The sequence below is a fragment of the Peribacillus sp. NPDC058075 genome (genome assembly GCF_042885195.1).
Lineage (GTDB): Bacteria > Bacillota > Bacilli > Bacillales > DSM-1321 > Peribacillus.
This window is the reverse complement of the sequence record NZ_JBHVSL010000001.1, coordinates 817,001-832,181: the sequence shown is the minus strand read 5'-3', so window position 1 is coordinate 832,181 and position 15,181 is coordinate 817,001. Positions and strand designations below refer to the sequence as shown.

14 protein-coding genes and 1 riboswitch are annotated in these 15,181 nt (G+C 36.3%); of the genes, 10 read left to right on the top strand and 4 right to left on the bottom strand.

Features of this window, described 5'->3' with window-relative positions; genetic code table 11:
• Positions 1-716: 716 nt before the first annotated feature.
• The 3 genes from ACFVS1_RS04180 to ACFVS1_RS04170 all read right to left on the bottom strand — a co-directional run bounded on the left by ACFVS1_RS04180 (position 717) and on the right by ACFVS1_RS04170 (position 2,376).
• Positions 717-1,199 carry a VanZ family protein gene (locus ACFVS1_RS04180; protein WP_387545240.1) on the bottom strand — a complete coding sequence of 161 codons (483 nt, stop codon included), beginning with the start codon at positions 1,197-1,199 and terminating at the stop codon, positions 717-719.
• Positions 1,196-1,327: a YwzD family small protein gene (locus tag ACFVS1_RS04175; RefSeq protein WP_284702806.1), complete on the bottom strand. Its 132-nt coding sequence runs from the start codon at positions 1,325-1,327 to the stop codon at positions 1,196-1,198. The genes ACFVS1_RS04180 and ACFVS1_RS04175 overlap by 4 nt, the downstream gene beginning before the upstream one ends.
• Before the next feature lie 914 nt (positions 1,328-2,241).
• Positions 2,242-2,376, bottom strand: a complete 135-nt coding sequence (locus tag ACFVS1_RS04170; RefSeq protein ID WP_387545239.1) for an anti-repressor SinI family protein — start codon at positions 2,374-2,376, stop codon at positions 2,242-2,244.
• 17 nt (positions 2,377-2,393) lie between these two features.
• Positions 2,394-2,475: riboswitch (cyclic di-GMP riboswitch) on the bottom strand.
• An 864-nt stretch (positions 2,476-3,339) separates the two neighbouring features.
• Here ACFVS1_RS04170 and ACFVS1_RS04165 point away from each other — a divergent pair.
• The 10 genes from ACFVS1_RS04165 (at position 3,340) to ACFVS1_RS04120 (ending at position 13,783) form a co-directional block, all read left to right on the top strand.
• A complete protein-coding gene (locus ACFVS1_RS04165) occupies positions 3,340-4,515 on the top strand; it encodes an acyltransferase family protein (RefSeq protein ID WP_387545237.1) in 1,176 nt (391 codons plus the stop codon).
• Between the two features lie 75 nt (positions 4,516-4,590).
• Positions 4,591-5,334, top strand: a complete 744-nt coding sequence (locus ACFVS1_RS04160) for a YveK family protein (protein ID WP_352919670.1) — start codon at positions 4,591-4,593, stop codon at positions 5,332-5,334.
• Positions 5,324-5,947: a CpsD/CapB family tyrosine-protein kinase gene (locus tag ACFVS1_RS04155; protein WP_352919668.1), complete on the top strand. Its 624-nt coding sequence runs from the start codon at positions 5,324-5,326 to the stop codon at positions 5,945-5,947. Before ACFVS1_RS04160 ends, ACFVS1_RS04155 begins: the two co-directional genes overlap by 11 nt.
• Positions 5,948-6,051: 104 nt before the next feature.
• Positions 6,052-6,603, top strand: coding sequence for a sugar transferase (locus ACFVS1_RS04150; protein ID WP_352920838.1), 552 nt, complete (start codon positions 6,052-6,054; stop codon positions 6,601-6,603).
• A gap of 22 nt (positions 6,604-6,625) precedes the next feature.
• Positions 6,626-7,618, top strand: coding sequence for an NAD-dependent epimerase/dehydratase family protein (locus tag ACFVS1_RS04145; protein ID WP_352919665.1), 993 nt, complete (start codon positions 6,626-6,628; stop codon positions 7,616-7,618).
• 17 nt (positions 7,619-7,635) lie between these two features.
• Entirely contained in the window at positions 7,636-9,102 is a 1,467-nt protein-coding gene (locus tag ACFVS1_RS04140) for an oligosaccharide flippase family protein (protein WP_387545235.1), read from the top strand.
• On the top strand, positions 9,083-10,303 hold the full coding sequence (locus ACFVS1_RS04135; protein WP_387545234.1) for an O-antigen ligase family protein: 1,221 nt from the start codon (positions 9,083-9,085) through the stop codon (positions 10,301-10,303). Before ACFVS1_RS04140 ends, ACFVS1_RS04135 begins: the two co-directional genes overlap by 20 nt.
• A complete protein-coding gene (locus ACFVS1_RS04130; RefSeq protein ID WP_387545233.1) occupies positions 10,281-11,084 on the top strand; it encodes a glycosyltransferase family 2 protein in 804 nt (267 codons plus the stop codon). The genes ACFVS1_RS04135 and ACFVS1_RS04130 overlap by 23 nt, the downstream gene beginning before the upstream one ends.
• Positions 11,085-11,089: 5 nt before the next feature.
• Entirely contained in the window at positions 11,090-12,136 is a 1,047-nt protein-coding gene (locus tag ACFVS1_RS04125; RefSeq protein ID WP_387545232.1) for a glycosyltransferase family 4 protein, read from the top strand.
• 105 nt (positions 12,137-12,241) lie between these two features.
• Complete coding sequence (locus ACFVS1_RS04120) at positions 12,242-13,783, top strand: glycoside hydrolase family protein (RefSeq protein ID WP_387545231.1); 1,542 nt, start codon at positions 12,242-12,244, stop codon at positions 13,781-13,783.
• Positions 13,784-13,947: 164 nt separating this feature from the next.
• Here the strand turns inward: ACFVS1_RS04120 and ACFVS1_RS04115 are convergent, their stop codons facing one another.
• Positions 13,948-14,871 carry a hypothetical protein gene (locus ACFVS1_RS04115; protein ID WP_387545230.1) on the bottom strand — a complete coding sequence of 308 codons (924 nt, stop codon included), beginning with the start codon at positions 14,869-14,871 and terminating at the stop codon, positions 13,948-13,950.
• Positions 14,872-15,181: the final 310 nt, after the last annotated feature.

Genomic DNA, 15,181 nt, shown 5'->3' with positions numbered 1-15,181 from the left:
AGGCAGCTGGGCTATGCTAAGCAAACAGGACAAAATGTTTATTCTGAAAGCCATCAGTGATCGATCAAGAATGAAATATGTTTCATGAGAAGTAGCTCTTTTCGGCAATACATGAGAGCATCGCCTCTCCCTTTTCAATAAAACGAACTCGAGCCTGAAAAAGGAGAGGAATCTATTTAAACCGATAATCCCATAACAAACAGCATTCGCCTTTTTCTGTGAAAACATAGCTATCTTGTTCAAGATAAACACCCTCATGCGAGAATTGAAGACCTGTGTAACTGGAATTTCATAGGCCGTTTTATATTGCCCTCCAACCCTAACCAGAATCCAGTTCTTCACATTCTTAAGTATCGGACTGCAAATCATACTGAAAGGACTTCACATCCAAATGCTGAAAAAATACATGTGACCTATTATGGACATAATCTGCATGATTCCGAAATCGAAGCTTCATTTCAGAACTTAGCAGATCCCAGGACTTCCTGAACTCTGCCTCATTTTCCTATTCATAAAAATCTTCAACCACGCTTTTTGAACCGCTCGAAAAAAGAAAAATGGTACAAGCTCCTGAAGCTATAACCAAGAGAATAGCCGTCATTACTCCTCACCCTCATCACCCTCACAAGTTATCATTCATATAAGGAAAACGATAAAAAAGAAGCATGTTTTAAACATGCTTCTTTTTTATATGTAACGGAAATGATTTCTTATATTCATTGACGCCTTCTCCTTCGATACAAGAAAAGAGAAAAGAAAATTCCCAGCAAACCGCCAAACGTGTCCAGCATGACATCTTGCCACAAGGGAGTTCGGCCACCGGTTAGTTTTTGATGCAGTTCGTCTGCACTCGCATAAAAAAGGACACATAAAAGAGCGCCTGAAAACGAAAGAACAGGGTTCTTCACAAAACGGCCCCAAACACGATACGTCAATAACCCAAACACAAAAAAGATAAAAAGATGGGCACCCTTCCGAAGGAAGAACTCCAGAAAGCCATTTACTCCAGCTATTTGGGCACTCACCTCAACCCCTCCATACATGAATGAAATGCCACTTAACTTATCATACCAATATGGAGTATTGAACTGCGTTAAAAAAGGGGTAATGCTTTGCTCCTCATACGTCTGCGAGGAAAAAAAGAAGATGACCATCGCCCATAATACGAGCAAAATAAGGAATATGTATCTACGAATCATATACTATCAGGATGTTCAATGATCCCGCTTAATTTCTCCTTAATCTCTTCCACAAGTTCATTTACAGTAACATCTTGTCCAGACTCACCCTTGGCAAAAGTGTCTTTTAAAATATCAAAAAAATCCATGCGAAAATTCCACTCCAATATATAATTGAGCCGCCATTTCATACTTTTATCCTAATCCTTTTTTCAAAAATAAGGAATATAGCTCATTTACTTGATAATCACATATAAAGCGGGAATTGGCAAGCAGGAATTAGTTTAAAGACCAAAAATTTACCCAATTTTAACATTTCTGAAATATCCATTAGGAATGAATACTAGTAAGTTTTAGGTAAATAGTGGGTATAAAAAAAACAAAAAGGACCGATTCCTCAGCCCCTTCGATAAACCTCATATTATGCTTGTCCCATAAAATAAGTCATTAATGTAATCAAAACTAAAATAATAGTAATATAAGTCCCAATAAAAATTTTCTTGCTTCTCTGTTTCTTTTCATAAACTTCCTCGAACGTAATGAATTTATTTTTTGTCATCAAATAATCTCCTTCTATTTTGATGGCAGCTATCTGACATCGCCTGTTGCGAAGTCCCTTTGCTTAATCTCTATAGTGTAGTATCGGCACATAACCAAAAATGTTTAAGTATCATTCACTATTTTTTTGCTATATTTCGTATATCTGGAGAGAAGTAAGACAACTTAAAACACATGATATATATAAATAAAATTCTATTATCCAAATATTAAATCCTTATGTATTCATTTAATAATCTGATTTAATTAGGGTTTTATTCTAAAACATTCCATATTATTTTTATCCAGCCGCAAAATGATAACCATAACGGTACACTGAATAAAGTTCCCCACATTAATCCCTTAAAAAAGGCAATAGGTACATCCATAATAAAAATCCCCCCAATTAGGTCGCATTTTTATTATCATCGCCATGTTCCTTATTCTGGATACCTTTTACCGTAATTTCCGGTAATGAAAATAAAAAAGAAGACTGTATAACAGCCTTCCCTAAGGTACATATAGCCTATCCCAAGATGTAAGATTTTTCTCTTGATCCATTTTCTACGATAAAATCATTTACATCTTTAATGGACAAGCCTGAATTTTTCGCTTCTAACATTAAATAAACCCATTCTTCCAAATCATTGTTTACTTCCATGACAAATTCCGCCTATTTGTGGTAACACAGCCGTCTTAGCAAAGCCTTAGACCTGTAATTTTGCGTCCCTATTTTTCAACAGGTTTGCTTTTCTCAAGAATATTTAACATTATGATGATTTTCCAATTAAGTATCATGCGCAAAATATGTAAGTCTAACTTTTATGAAGTCACATACCCATATATTCATGTTAATTATACTTAAAAAAGCTGATGATTAACTAAAATATTTTTCGTAATTTTCCGCCATCATTCTACAATATTCTTAAAAAAACAACTAGGTATTGGTAATTTTAAAAACAAGCTTAACGCGCAATAAAATTCAATAATGAATTATTTTAACTTTCTTCGACGTTTATTAAATACTTTCATAAAAATACTTCCTTCTTCTGTTTTAAAAAACTTAACTCCAACTAATTTTAAAGGTGTCCATATTTCTCTCATTTGGTATAAAGGCATTAAAAATCATCCTTTCTTCTATAGATTATTAATTGAGCTAATGACAGGTATCTATTAAATAGCAAAATCTATTTTTTTATCCTTTGATAGAAATAACAGTTTTTATACTTACCTTTAACGAACAAATCGTTCTTTATAACGAATATTTAAATTGAACTTACCATCTTTACATTATTATGTCAATTGTTTTCTTATGAATCTATTCTAGTATTTGTATCCCTCATCTTCTGCTTGTATGCTTCCCTCTCTAATCATACAAGTTGATCCTCAAGCCTTATGCAGATTTTTTAGCCAATGTTCCGAAATTTGGCATGAGGTGTTCCGTCTTTCAACTATTCTCCAGAAGTTTTTATTCGCCCAGTAGAATTTAATTGAGCCTGCAAATTAAGATATGATGGTTAACTTTATATTTTTTTGTCTATTTTTGTCTGTTTTAGAGAACTAACTATACTTTATTGAGAACAAGTGCTATATTATAAAAAAAACGGTTCATATGGAGGAGGATATGACTAGATATGAGGAATTCGACTCATTAAGGGGTTTAGCCGCACTCATTGTGTTAATCGGGCATTATTTGATGGTTTACCCTTCATATGCAGATTATCAGTATGGTTCAAGCAGCTCCTACATAATTTATTTGTTTAAGGAAACTCCTTTACGCCTTTTTTTCAGCAGTGGAAATGAGTCTGTCATTCTATTCTTTGTATTAAGTGGTTTTGTTTTGTATTTATCAGTTAATAGTGCTAAATTCCACTATTCTACATACTTAATAAAACGAGTGTTTCGAATTTATATACCATATCTAGTAGCAATAGGCATGGCTATATTGGCTAAAATGCTTTTAAGCCAAATTGATTTGCCCTATATCACTGACTGGTTTAATAAATCTTGGACAGGCCCGGATACTCCTTCCTTATTAATAGGACATCTTTTGTTTATCGGGCAGTACAATACAGACGCCTATAACAATGTTATATGGTCCCTTGTTCACGAAATGAGAATTTCGATTATATTTCCTGTTCTGATTTTTTTATTTGTTCGAAAAAAGCTTAAATACTCTTTATTATGGCTTTTTGTTTTAATTTTTTCGTCGACTATTTTTTTGTTTTTGTTTGGTTCTGGTGGCGATATAACCAGCTTCCTTCTAAGTTTCCACTACAGTACCCTTTTTTTGATGGGAGCAATAATAGCGAAATATCGACTTGTACTTTTTTCCTATACCTTGAAAAAGAAAAAGTCTGTAAAAATTGTATGGTTGTTGGGGGCCATTACCTGTTTTATGTACGAAGGCATCATTGGCGAAGTGGATTTTTTAAACAATTATATGTTTAGGGATTATGTAGTCTCATTCGGTGTTTGCATTTTTATCATCATGAGCGTATGTTCCCAAAAGATTTCGGCGGTCTTAAGGTCTAGGTTGCTAACTCTACTCGGGAAAATTTCATATAGTTTGTATTTGTACCATCTTATATCCTTATTCTCATTGATGTACCTATTCTATAACAAGCTGCCTACCGGTTTACTATTGATATTTTCCTTTTTCTTATCTTTTTTACTTTCTTCAGCGTCCTATCTACTCGTGGAAAAACCATGCATGAGGCTCGGATCGTATTTCACAAGAAACAAACAAGAAAAAGGAATTTCCAAAGACCACATAGCTTTACAACGCAAAATAGGATAATTGCTTACCATTATATAAAAATTCTATGCAAGTTGTGAACGTATTCTTACAATCTCTAAAAAAGTGGTGAAATCGATGAATGAAAAAGTAAAAATTAAAGATTTTATACGAATCTTAAAAAAGCGAATTTTTATCATTATTCTATCTACCCTTTGTATTACTGGTTTTATCATTTTTTCGTCCATGTACCTTATGAAACCAACCTATCAGTATTCCACTCAAGTTCTGGCAGGATCTTTAAGCATGGATGAAAAGGAAGCTTCCATAAACAAAGTTCAAGAGAACAGACAGCTTGCCCTTTCGTATATGGACATCATTAAAAGTCCGCAAATCATGTTAGGAGTTAAAGAGGAATTGAATCTTAAAACTTCTAGCTATGACTTACTTAAGCAAGTTTCCATTACTAATCGAGATAATTCACAAATCATCACGATTACCGTCAAGGATTCAAATCCTGAATCCGCAAAGGAAATCGCCCAAACTGTCGCGAGGCATTCGATATCTAATTTTAAAGACATTACTAACGTTAAACAGATTAGTATTCTCAATGATAATGAAATGGGACAAGCAGAACTGCTTTTCCCAAAGCCGAAATTCATCATAGCCATTTCGATCGTAATAGGCTTTTTTGCTGGAATAGGCTTAGCACTTCTTAGAGAGCACTTTGATGATTCAACCTATTCCGATAGGGAGCTTGAACTTCTTGGAATTCCATTATTAGGGAGGATGGATTTGAATAGCAAAAGAATAAACAGAAAACGTAAAACAACATATAAAACCTTACCTTCCACAAAACGGGGTGAATATAGTGAGTATTAAATTCAATAGGAAACAATCCTTCTACCTAAATGAAATCAATAAAGAGCAATTTTATACGATATGTAACAATATCGAGTCCAACCTTCATAAAGACGATTCAATATTAATGATTACATCTCTTTCACAATCACAGAATATTGCCAATGCTTCAGCATACTTAGCACTTGCCTTTTCTGAGCAGCGTAAACGAGTCCTTGTAGTGGATGCTAATCTGCGCCAGCCTTCGCTGCATCAAGTGTTTAATATCGATAATTCATTCGGTTTTACCAACTTGCTTTTAAACGAGACGCCCAATATTAACGAACAGGCTATACATATAAAGGGTCGTCTATTTTGTATACCTACAAGCGAAGCCATTTATGAACCAGCAACTTTATTAACATTAGAGACACTTCCAACACTGATTGAAGAGTGGAAGAAGGATTTTGACCTCATTTTATTTCATACATCTGACAGTTTAAATAAACCTGATGCAAATATCGTTGCTAAATATTGCGATGGCATAATATTAGCGATACAAGAAGGCAGAGACAAGTTAGAGAAAATTGCCGGTGTGAAAATGCAATTTGAACGGGCAAATCTTGAAATATCAGGTTCAATGATCATTTCTTAATACAGGGAGGATAACCAGTGGATTCGAAAGTCAGAGTCGATAGGCAGGAAGAAATCCTGACAAAACCACTATCGACATCATCTAGTTTTAATATAAAGCGCACTATGGATTTAATCATCTCGTTTTTTATGCTGATACTTACAGCACCTATTTTACTTTTATTCTGCATTCTTATCCCTATTGATTCAGCTGGCTCCCCTTTTTTTTATCAACAAAGGCTAGGCCTGGATGGGAAGCCTTTCAATATGATTAAACTGCGTTCCATGGGCATCGATGCTGAAAAAAATGGGCCTAAGTGGGCAAGTGCAAATGATTCCAGGGTGACTAGAATAGGAGCCTTTATACGAAAAACACGGATTGATGAAATCCCTCAGCTTATTAATGTTTTAAAAGGAGATATGTCGCTTATCGGGCCAAGACCTGAAAGGGAATATTTCTATAAAGAATTCGAAAAGTTTTTGCCTGGCTTTAAAAACCGTTTATATGTGAAACCAGGAATAACAGGGTGGGCACAAGTAAATGGGGGATATGATTTATCACCAAAAGAAAAGCTGCATTACGACCTATATTATATTCAACACCGCTCAATTGCTATGGAAATCAAGATTTTGTTCCGAACATTGACCATAGTCTTTACTGGTAATGGAGCTAGATAATCTAAAAAAGGGGTAGTGAAAAATGAAAAAAGTACTAGTAACTGGGGGCTTCGGATTTATTGGTTCTCATATTGTTGATACATTAATCCGTAATAATTATGAAGTGGCTATATATGATAACCTCTCTACCGGATCTATCGGAAATATCCAGGCCAAAGTCACACCCTTCTTTGGAAATGTTGAAGATGAGGTCCTGCTTGAAAATGCGATGGAGACATTTAGGCCTGACTATGTCATTCATCAAGCTGCACAAGTAAGTGTACAACAATCCATTTCGGATATGACGAATGATGCAAGGATCAATATCATGGGAACGATAAACATCGCTAAGCTTTCTCACAAGTATGCCGTTAAAAAAATCGTGTTTGCCTCATCAGCAGCAGTATATGGAGATGCTGATGTCATGCCCATCACATTATCACATCTTACCTCTCCATTATCACCCTATGGTGCATCAAAAAAAACGGCAGAGGAATATCTAAAGCTTGCTAAAGAATTATACGATTTGAATTATGTGAATCTTCGATACAGCAATGTATATGGGCCAAGACAGACAGCTAGCGGCGAAGGCGGTGTTATATCGATCTTCACTAATCTTGTCATAAAAAATGAGCGGCCCGTCATTTATGGAGACGGCACTCAAACAAGGGATTTCATCTATGTAAAGGATGTAGCCGATGCCAATCTGAAAGCGTTGGAATACGAAGAAAGCGGCACCTTCAATGTCTCGTCAACCACCAGTACAAGCATCAATCAATTATTCTCGATTATTCAATCCTTTGGCAGCCATGATTTACCTCCTATTCATCAGCCAGCGAAAAATGGGGATATCAAAGAAAGCTTACTCTGTAATAAAACGACACTTCAAAAATTGGGTTGGCACCCCGCTCATTCACTTGAACAGGGTCTTGCGAGCACATATGAATATTATTTAAACCAAAATCAGCCTTCTTTAACCAGAAAGACAATTCAATCACCTGCACCACTACTCAAGCCAACGACTTTATCGTCATAAAATCGGGAGCGAATAAAGTGAATACAAAGAAAAACTCTATTTTAAAAAATATTGTCCATTTATTTTACAGTACCATTCTATCCAATGTTCTAAATGCGGCCACGCTCATTCTATTAGCAAATTATTTTAACTCAAAGAACTACGGGATTTTCAGTGTGGCATTGGCTCTTGCCATGGTCATGAATTTTTTTACGGACCTCGGGACAAGTAATACTTTTTTAAGGGAAGGGTCAAAAAAGGAAAACTTAGGAAGAACGTTTTCTTCCTATATTAAGATTCGGATTGTTTGCTCCCTTTTGACCTTTTTTGTTTTTTTTGCCGGCATTCATATTCTTTATCAAGAACAACAAATTCTTTATATGATCTATAGCCTAATGATTCCAATGGTCATTGGCCTGGCGATGCAAAGTATTGGGATAACCTATTTTCAATTAACTGAAAGGATGCAATTCATCGCGTCGATAAAAATCTTCTCTTCTTTCGCGTTGATCCTTTCAACCACGGTGAGTATGGGTTTAAAAGTGGATGTTCATCTAGCAGCCTTTTTATATGGATTCTCATATTTAGCCGGTGGATTTTACAGCCTTTATTTACTGCTGAAAAAAGCGGAAATAAAATGGAAGTCTCCTTTTGAAAAACAATTATTAACGAATCTTAGTCCGTTTCTAATCAGTGGGTTATTTATTATGCTAACCCCACAATTGGGTCCATTGGTGCTGGAAAAAACGCTGCCTTTAGCGCTTGTCGGTCTCTTTGCAGTAGCCTATCGGATTCCTTCTGCTTTATACCAAATACCAGGGGTCATCGCAGGCGCTTTTTTTCCGCTTTTATTTAAGCGATACAACCAAGGGAAGCTAGCAGAACACACAAGATTGAATATCCTGCAAATGAAAATCATGTCCTATATCGGCATGTGCATGACTATAACCTTATTCTACTTGGCCACTTATCTCGTCACCATCTTATTTGGACCCGAGTGGGGATCTGCGGTTCAGCCTTTAAAAATATTGGCTTTTATAATCGTTCTGCAAGGCTTTAACATTGCCATTGCTGACGGTCTCACAACAAGGGGATTACAGAACCGGCGTACAATTGTCCAGTTTATAACCATTACCGTTGGTTTGGCTTCCTTCTATTTTATGAGCGTTAACTATGCAGTGGCCGGCTCAGCTTTTGCCGTCCTTACCATGGAAATCGTCTCATTCATTGGCTATGTCGCTGCCAACCCAGAAAAAAGAGCGGTCCTTTTCAAGGTCATCCTGCCGTATGGTACCTTCTTTTTCATTAGTTTCATCCTGATGCAAAACTTATTATCCAAGTATCCTTTTATAGCCATGATTTCTACCATCATTTTCGTCACTGCTCTAATTTTGCTGCTCGATAAGAGCATCAAGCAATTAATCGTTGGCTTCATTAAAAAGAAACCTGCTACCGAACATTTACAAGATGGGAGACAAAAAGAGAATGGAAAGATTGCTAATTAATAAAAACACCTCTATATGGTCAGTCTTTCTCTTGTTATTTTTTATTACGCTCAGTAAATATAATATCTCCATCGGTTTTTCTTTAAAAATTTACATGATATTTCTAGCCGTTTTCTTTTGCATTCATTTTCGGAATTTTCATTTCCATACCCTTTATCATTATGAAATCCTTTTGCTTTTATTTTATTTCACCTATTGCCTGAGCGGCGCTTTTTCTCAGTATCCTGAATCGAGCATTCGGGTCATCCTTGGGGTGATACTCGTACTTGGCTGTTATTTCATCATGAGATATGTATTGGAGCTAACAACGCTTAGTGCGATTGAGAAATCGATTGCAAATGTCGGTATCATCTTTAACGTCATTAGCCTATTATTGTACGTCATCGGGATACAGGTGACAGGAAGATTTCCGACAGGTGTTGAGATTACATCCTATGGATTATTATTGGACCGGGATTATCCAAGATTAATCGGTTTGCTGGATGACCCCAACATCTTCATTTTTTTTAACACAATCTTTTTTTCCTATTATTTAACCAATTTAAAGGGATTCAAAAATTCAATTGGATTCCTCCTATGTATGATTACTTCCCTTCTTACTTTTTCAAGAGGCGGTGTTTTAGCGCTTGTACTGGTGGTCGTTTTGTACATGCTGTTAGCTAATTTCTCAAAAAAAATCAAAATGTTAGCTGTTTCCTTATTATTTTTAGGGGTAATATATGTTGCTGGATCTCTTATCAATATCGATCTCAATGAAATCGTCACGAGCCGCATTTCTGACTTTTCAACTGACGGTGGCAGCGGAAGGTTTGAATTATGGGGGCAGGCGATTAACTACTTTATGTCAAATCCCCTTTTGGGCATTGGCGCTTTTAATTTTTCCGATTATTACGCTTTTGAGCATAATGAACAGCTATATGTTCACAATACGTATCTTGAGGTTTTAGTAGAGTCAGGAATCATTGGTTTTCTTTTTTACCTTTCCTTTTTATTGATGCTTATCATCACTTTATTCAAGACTAAATTACATAAAGAAAAACCCTTTATTGTGCTTACTCTTTTTGCTTTCTTAATACAGATGATGTCCCTTTCACTCATGATTAATGAAGCATTTTTTTCCTTTTTAGCACTAACTTTAAAATATATTTCGGTATATGAGAAAAAAGAGGTGGAATGTAATGACCTACAGCAAAAAGGATGACAGACCTTTAGTTTCCGTGATAACTCCTTCGTATAACTGCTCGTCTTTTATTCCTGAAACGATAAAAACTGTCCAAGATCAAACCTATTTTAACTGGGAAATGATCATTGTAGATGATCAGTCAAAGGATGATTCTGTTTCTATCATTAAATCCTATGCAGAGCACGATTCACGGATCAGACTTATTCCCTTAAGCAAGAATGTCGGAGCTGCCCGCGCAAGAAATATAGCCATTAAAGAAGCCAAAGGAAAATATATCGCGTTTCTTGATAGTGATGATTTATGGCTCCCAACTAAATTGGAAGAACAAGTCGCATTTATGCAAAAGGGAAATCTAGCGTTCTCTTTCACCTCCTATTCTTTAATAGATGAAGAAGGTAAGTCTCTGGATGTTGAAGTAAAGGCACCTAAAGAAGTGGATTATAAGCATCTGATTGGAAATACAACAATTGGCTGTTTAACCGTGATGCTGGATAGGCTGCAAATCAAGCATATCGAAATGCCGGATATTCAGCCTGAGGATACTGCATTATGGCTGTTACTGTTACGACAAGGATATAAAGCGCATGGCTTACCAAAAGTGTTATCCAAATATCGGATTGTAAGTAACTCCACTTCAAGAAATAAATTTAAGGCTGCTTACCGATATTGGAAGCTGTTACGAAGCCAGGAAAAATTAAACTTTGTAAAAGCTAACTTCTATTTTAGCAAATACGCCTATAACGCATACAACAAAAACAGAGGTTCACAGCCTGCCTCTTTACTAAATGGAGGGAAATAGAGTATATGAACAATGTCCTGTTACTTACAGATAAACTCATAATTGGCGGAGCTGAGATGTATTTTTGCAAATTGGAAAACCATCTCCAGGATGAAAACATGACGTTTTACTCTGCCGCTGCGACAGGGGAATTGTACAAGCAAATTCATAACAAACAACAATTCATCCCTTTAAGCTTAAAGAATCACTTTGCCAATCTTAACATACTGACTAAACAAGTCAGCTTAAAACACATCGATGTCATTCATGCCAATAGTTTAAGAATGCTGCTATATTCGATCGCCATCAAGAAACTGACCAGAAGAAATATCAAGCTGGTGTATACGAAGCATAATGTAACCATCCTCGAAAAAAAGATGCCCTTTCTATTTAAAAGAGTGCTGAATAAGCATGTGGAAGAAATTATCGCAATTAGTAATTTTGAACGGGATAACTTACTTCAGCTTGGTGTTAGGAAGGAGCTTATTCGGACGATTTACAACGGCGTGGATGTTGAACACTTTTCTTTTAAACAATTACAGCCTAAAGAAACCTTCAATGTGGGAATTTTAGCCCGCTTATCAAAAGAGAAAAATCATGAACTTTTCTTAAAAATCGTTAATGAGTTAAAAGACGTACCTAATGTGATGTTTTATATTGCTGGAGATGGACCGGAGCGGGAATTTGTAGAAAAAATGATTAAAGACTTAAAGTTGCGCCATAAAGTGATGCTTCTAGGCAATGCCTCCAATCCGTATGAATTTATATGCAATATGGACTTACTTCTTTTAACATCTCTTAGAGAGGTTTTTCCAATGGTCGTCCTGGAAGCGATGGCCGCAGGAACGCCAATCATGTCAGTCGATGTGGGAGGCATTAAAGAGGCGGTTGTGGACCATGAAACAGGGATTCTCATATCACAACATTCAGAACAGGAATTTGCCAAACAAATTAAAACGCTTCAAGATAATGTGGGTTTAAGACAACGCTTGGGAATCAAAGCAAGACAAAAAGTAGAAGAATCCTTCTCCCTCTCGAATATGATTCATTCTACACTGAAAACCTATCAATGAAACAAAAACAAACGATGACCTCGTTTGTTTTTTGTTTTTTATACCTATACATACTTTTTGGACTAGCATATGCTATATAACATCACCATAAAAGGAGTGTTATATATGGCAGACCCACTCAACCTCCCTGAGGATTGCCAGAACAGAAATATTGCTAATATTGATTGTTTTGGCGCCGATCCGAATCTAGCAGATAATTCTCCAGCCATTCAAGCAGCGATTGATTATTGTGTAAATAATAACTACTCTAAAGTTGTCATTACAGGGAAGAAACAATATACCCTCTCCTCCCCCATTATCATTAAGCAAAATGTCCATCTAGAAATTGATCCGACGATAACATTAATCGTTAAAGGTAATTTTCAGGTTTTTGAGCTACAAAAAGATGCTTCCCTATCCGGCGGGACGATTGAAGTAGTCGATACTAGCTTCAATTCATCCGTCATTTTCCTTTCCGGGGCGCAGCAAATAGAAATCCATAATCATACAGCTATATCGAATATCAATATTATTAACCGTACAACAACCTATCAAGGTATAGCCATCCATCTATACTGCAACAAAGCATGGGATTTCATCAGTTTCTTTAAGGCAAGCTCCCTTCAAATTACAAACTTCCATACAGCACTCTATTTAAAAACCGAAAAACTATCAAATGTAGATACCCCATGCTGGATTAATGCCAACTCCTTCGAGTCCATCTTTATAGACGGCTGCCAGTACGGAATCGAGATTGTCGGAAGCAGTGATTTACCTTACGAAATTTCCGGCAACACCTTTACTGGATTTCAAGTTCAAAGCCGAAAACAAACGAAAAAAGTCATTCGATGCTCAGGTGCTTATAATATATTTGAAGGCATCATATGGGATACCTACCGTATGGATGATCCTCCGCTCGTCATTGAATTCTCCTCCGCTTCCCATCACAACTACCTAAGCTCGAATCAGGTATCCACATCCATCCTTGATCGCGGCCAATATAATCGATGTACATCCCCTCATGAAGAATCGCTCCAAGTATATCCACCTCTTGCCTTAGGAAAAGCCCATTTGGTCGGGAATCAAGACGATATCCTAGTAAATGCAAACCTCCGCTACGCTGTCCGTCAGCTTTCTGGAAAGGCTCCTTATGGAGGAAATATCAATAACTGCTTCAATTTACTCGATGAGCAAAGTGTAAATTACCTCGATGTCCCTAGTACCCAACCGGTTGTGATTGAATTGGATTTTACCAAACAGCCTATTAACATGCTAAATTGCTTTGGTATTTATTTTGGATGGAATGAAAGTCCCAGCCGAGTATTGATTGAATATCAACAAAGCTTAAATGGACCATGGATCGCAGCTAAAAATCTCCCATTTAATGCCGGTAACACGGTTATCTCAGAAGCAAGAGCAGAAACACTGTATAAAATTAGACTGACGTTAAGCGGCTATACACAAGAGCACAAACGATTCCGAATTAATCGGATCTTCGCAAGATCATCGTTACAGCAAGGTGCAGCTTGGTTGCCAACTACAGGCGGAACACTAAATGGAGATTTAGAACTTCAAAAAGGGAAAGCGTTGACAATGGCTTCACCAAACGGAACAAAGTGGAAAGTGACGATTAATGATCAAGGACAAATTATCACTACAAAACTATGACTATTTAAAAAAACTGGCATATATTCTCTTTATCCAAAGAGGAACGGATTATTCCCATGGACAAAGATCAATAGTACCAGTTCATGAATGGTTATTAATGTTAACTACAAATTATATTATAGGGTGTGTGCCTATCTATTAGCTAATCACCCTTTTCGCTTTTATTATTGATTCAAGATATTGGCTTGACCTCTGTCAGCGATTCGACTCATAGGCAAAGATGGGAAATCAATGATAGTGCCCATGCTATTATCCTTAAGTTCAATAACATCGTTTTGAAGGGTGATTTTGTCCAAATCCCAAGCCATTCCCTCAAACTTATTGTATTGCCCATTTACCTTCAAAATGCTTTTTGTTTTCCCTGATGGCTGTATCTGTAAGTTGGTAAATTGATTACCACTAACCTCATTCGGTACGGTAGAGTTACTATCTATGTAAATCATATTCACACAATCTTCCAATGATAGATTCAAAAAACGATTAGCATTGATCCATGCCCTACCAGAAGAAGGTTCTTCAGCTATTAGCTTAACTCCAGTCTCCATTCCTGCAACCTTGACATTTTCAAAGTTCACGAAAGAAATCTCATGTTCTTTACCGCCAGCATATAAAGATATCCCTGTACCCTGATTACTCTCAGACCAATTAATGATATTTACATCCTTCACTTGCGTTTTGTTCCAGGTATTATAATATTTATACTTACCATCTAAGTATATGACCTCTGAATTAAACTTAGCATCATTTATCACTACATAAGCACCTTCAATGGAAGCATTCTGCTCAAGCTCAAGCACCCTGAAGTTCCCCTCAACAATGAACTTCGTTCCGTATCCAAATAGCAGCTTAACACCCTTCCTAACGATGATCGGTGATGAAATCGAATACTTCCTATCATCCAGCAAAACCGTCTTTAACTTATTGGCCTTTGCATGATCAATAGCAGCCTGAATCTTCGCAGAATCATTAGCCCCTTTAAAATCTTCAACGTATATCTTTTCTTTATGATTAGATAGAGAATGTTTCTGCTGAAAAATGAAGAAAACAATCAGCAAAAAACAGAAGGAAAAACCGATGATTTTTTTCATGAAATTCATCCTTTTATAAGTTTTTAATTTAAGTGTCTCCTACAGGAGATAATAGTCTCCCATCAATTTTTGCATCATACTCTTGTTTCAGTAACTGTCTATATTAAAGAACAGACAGCTAAAAAATGTTTCAATGTTAACAAATTATGACTGAAATGTTTGTGGGCTTCAATTATGAAGGAAATGTAGGACGAGGTATATATAATAATAGAAGAATTCCTTTTCGAGTTAATAAAAAAGACAAAGAGCTTTCTAAAACACTCTCTGTCTCTATTAATCTTAGAAAATTATTAGGGTCAGGCATCCCCCA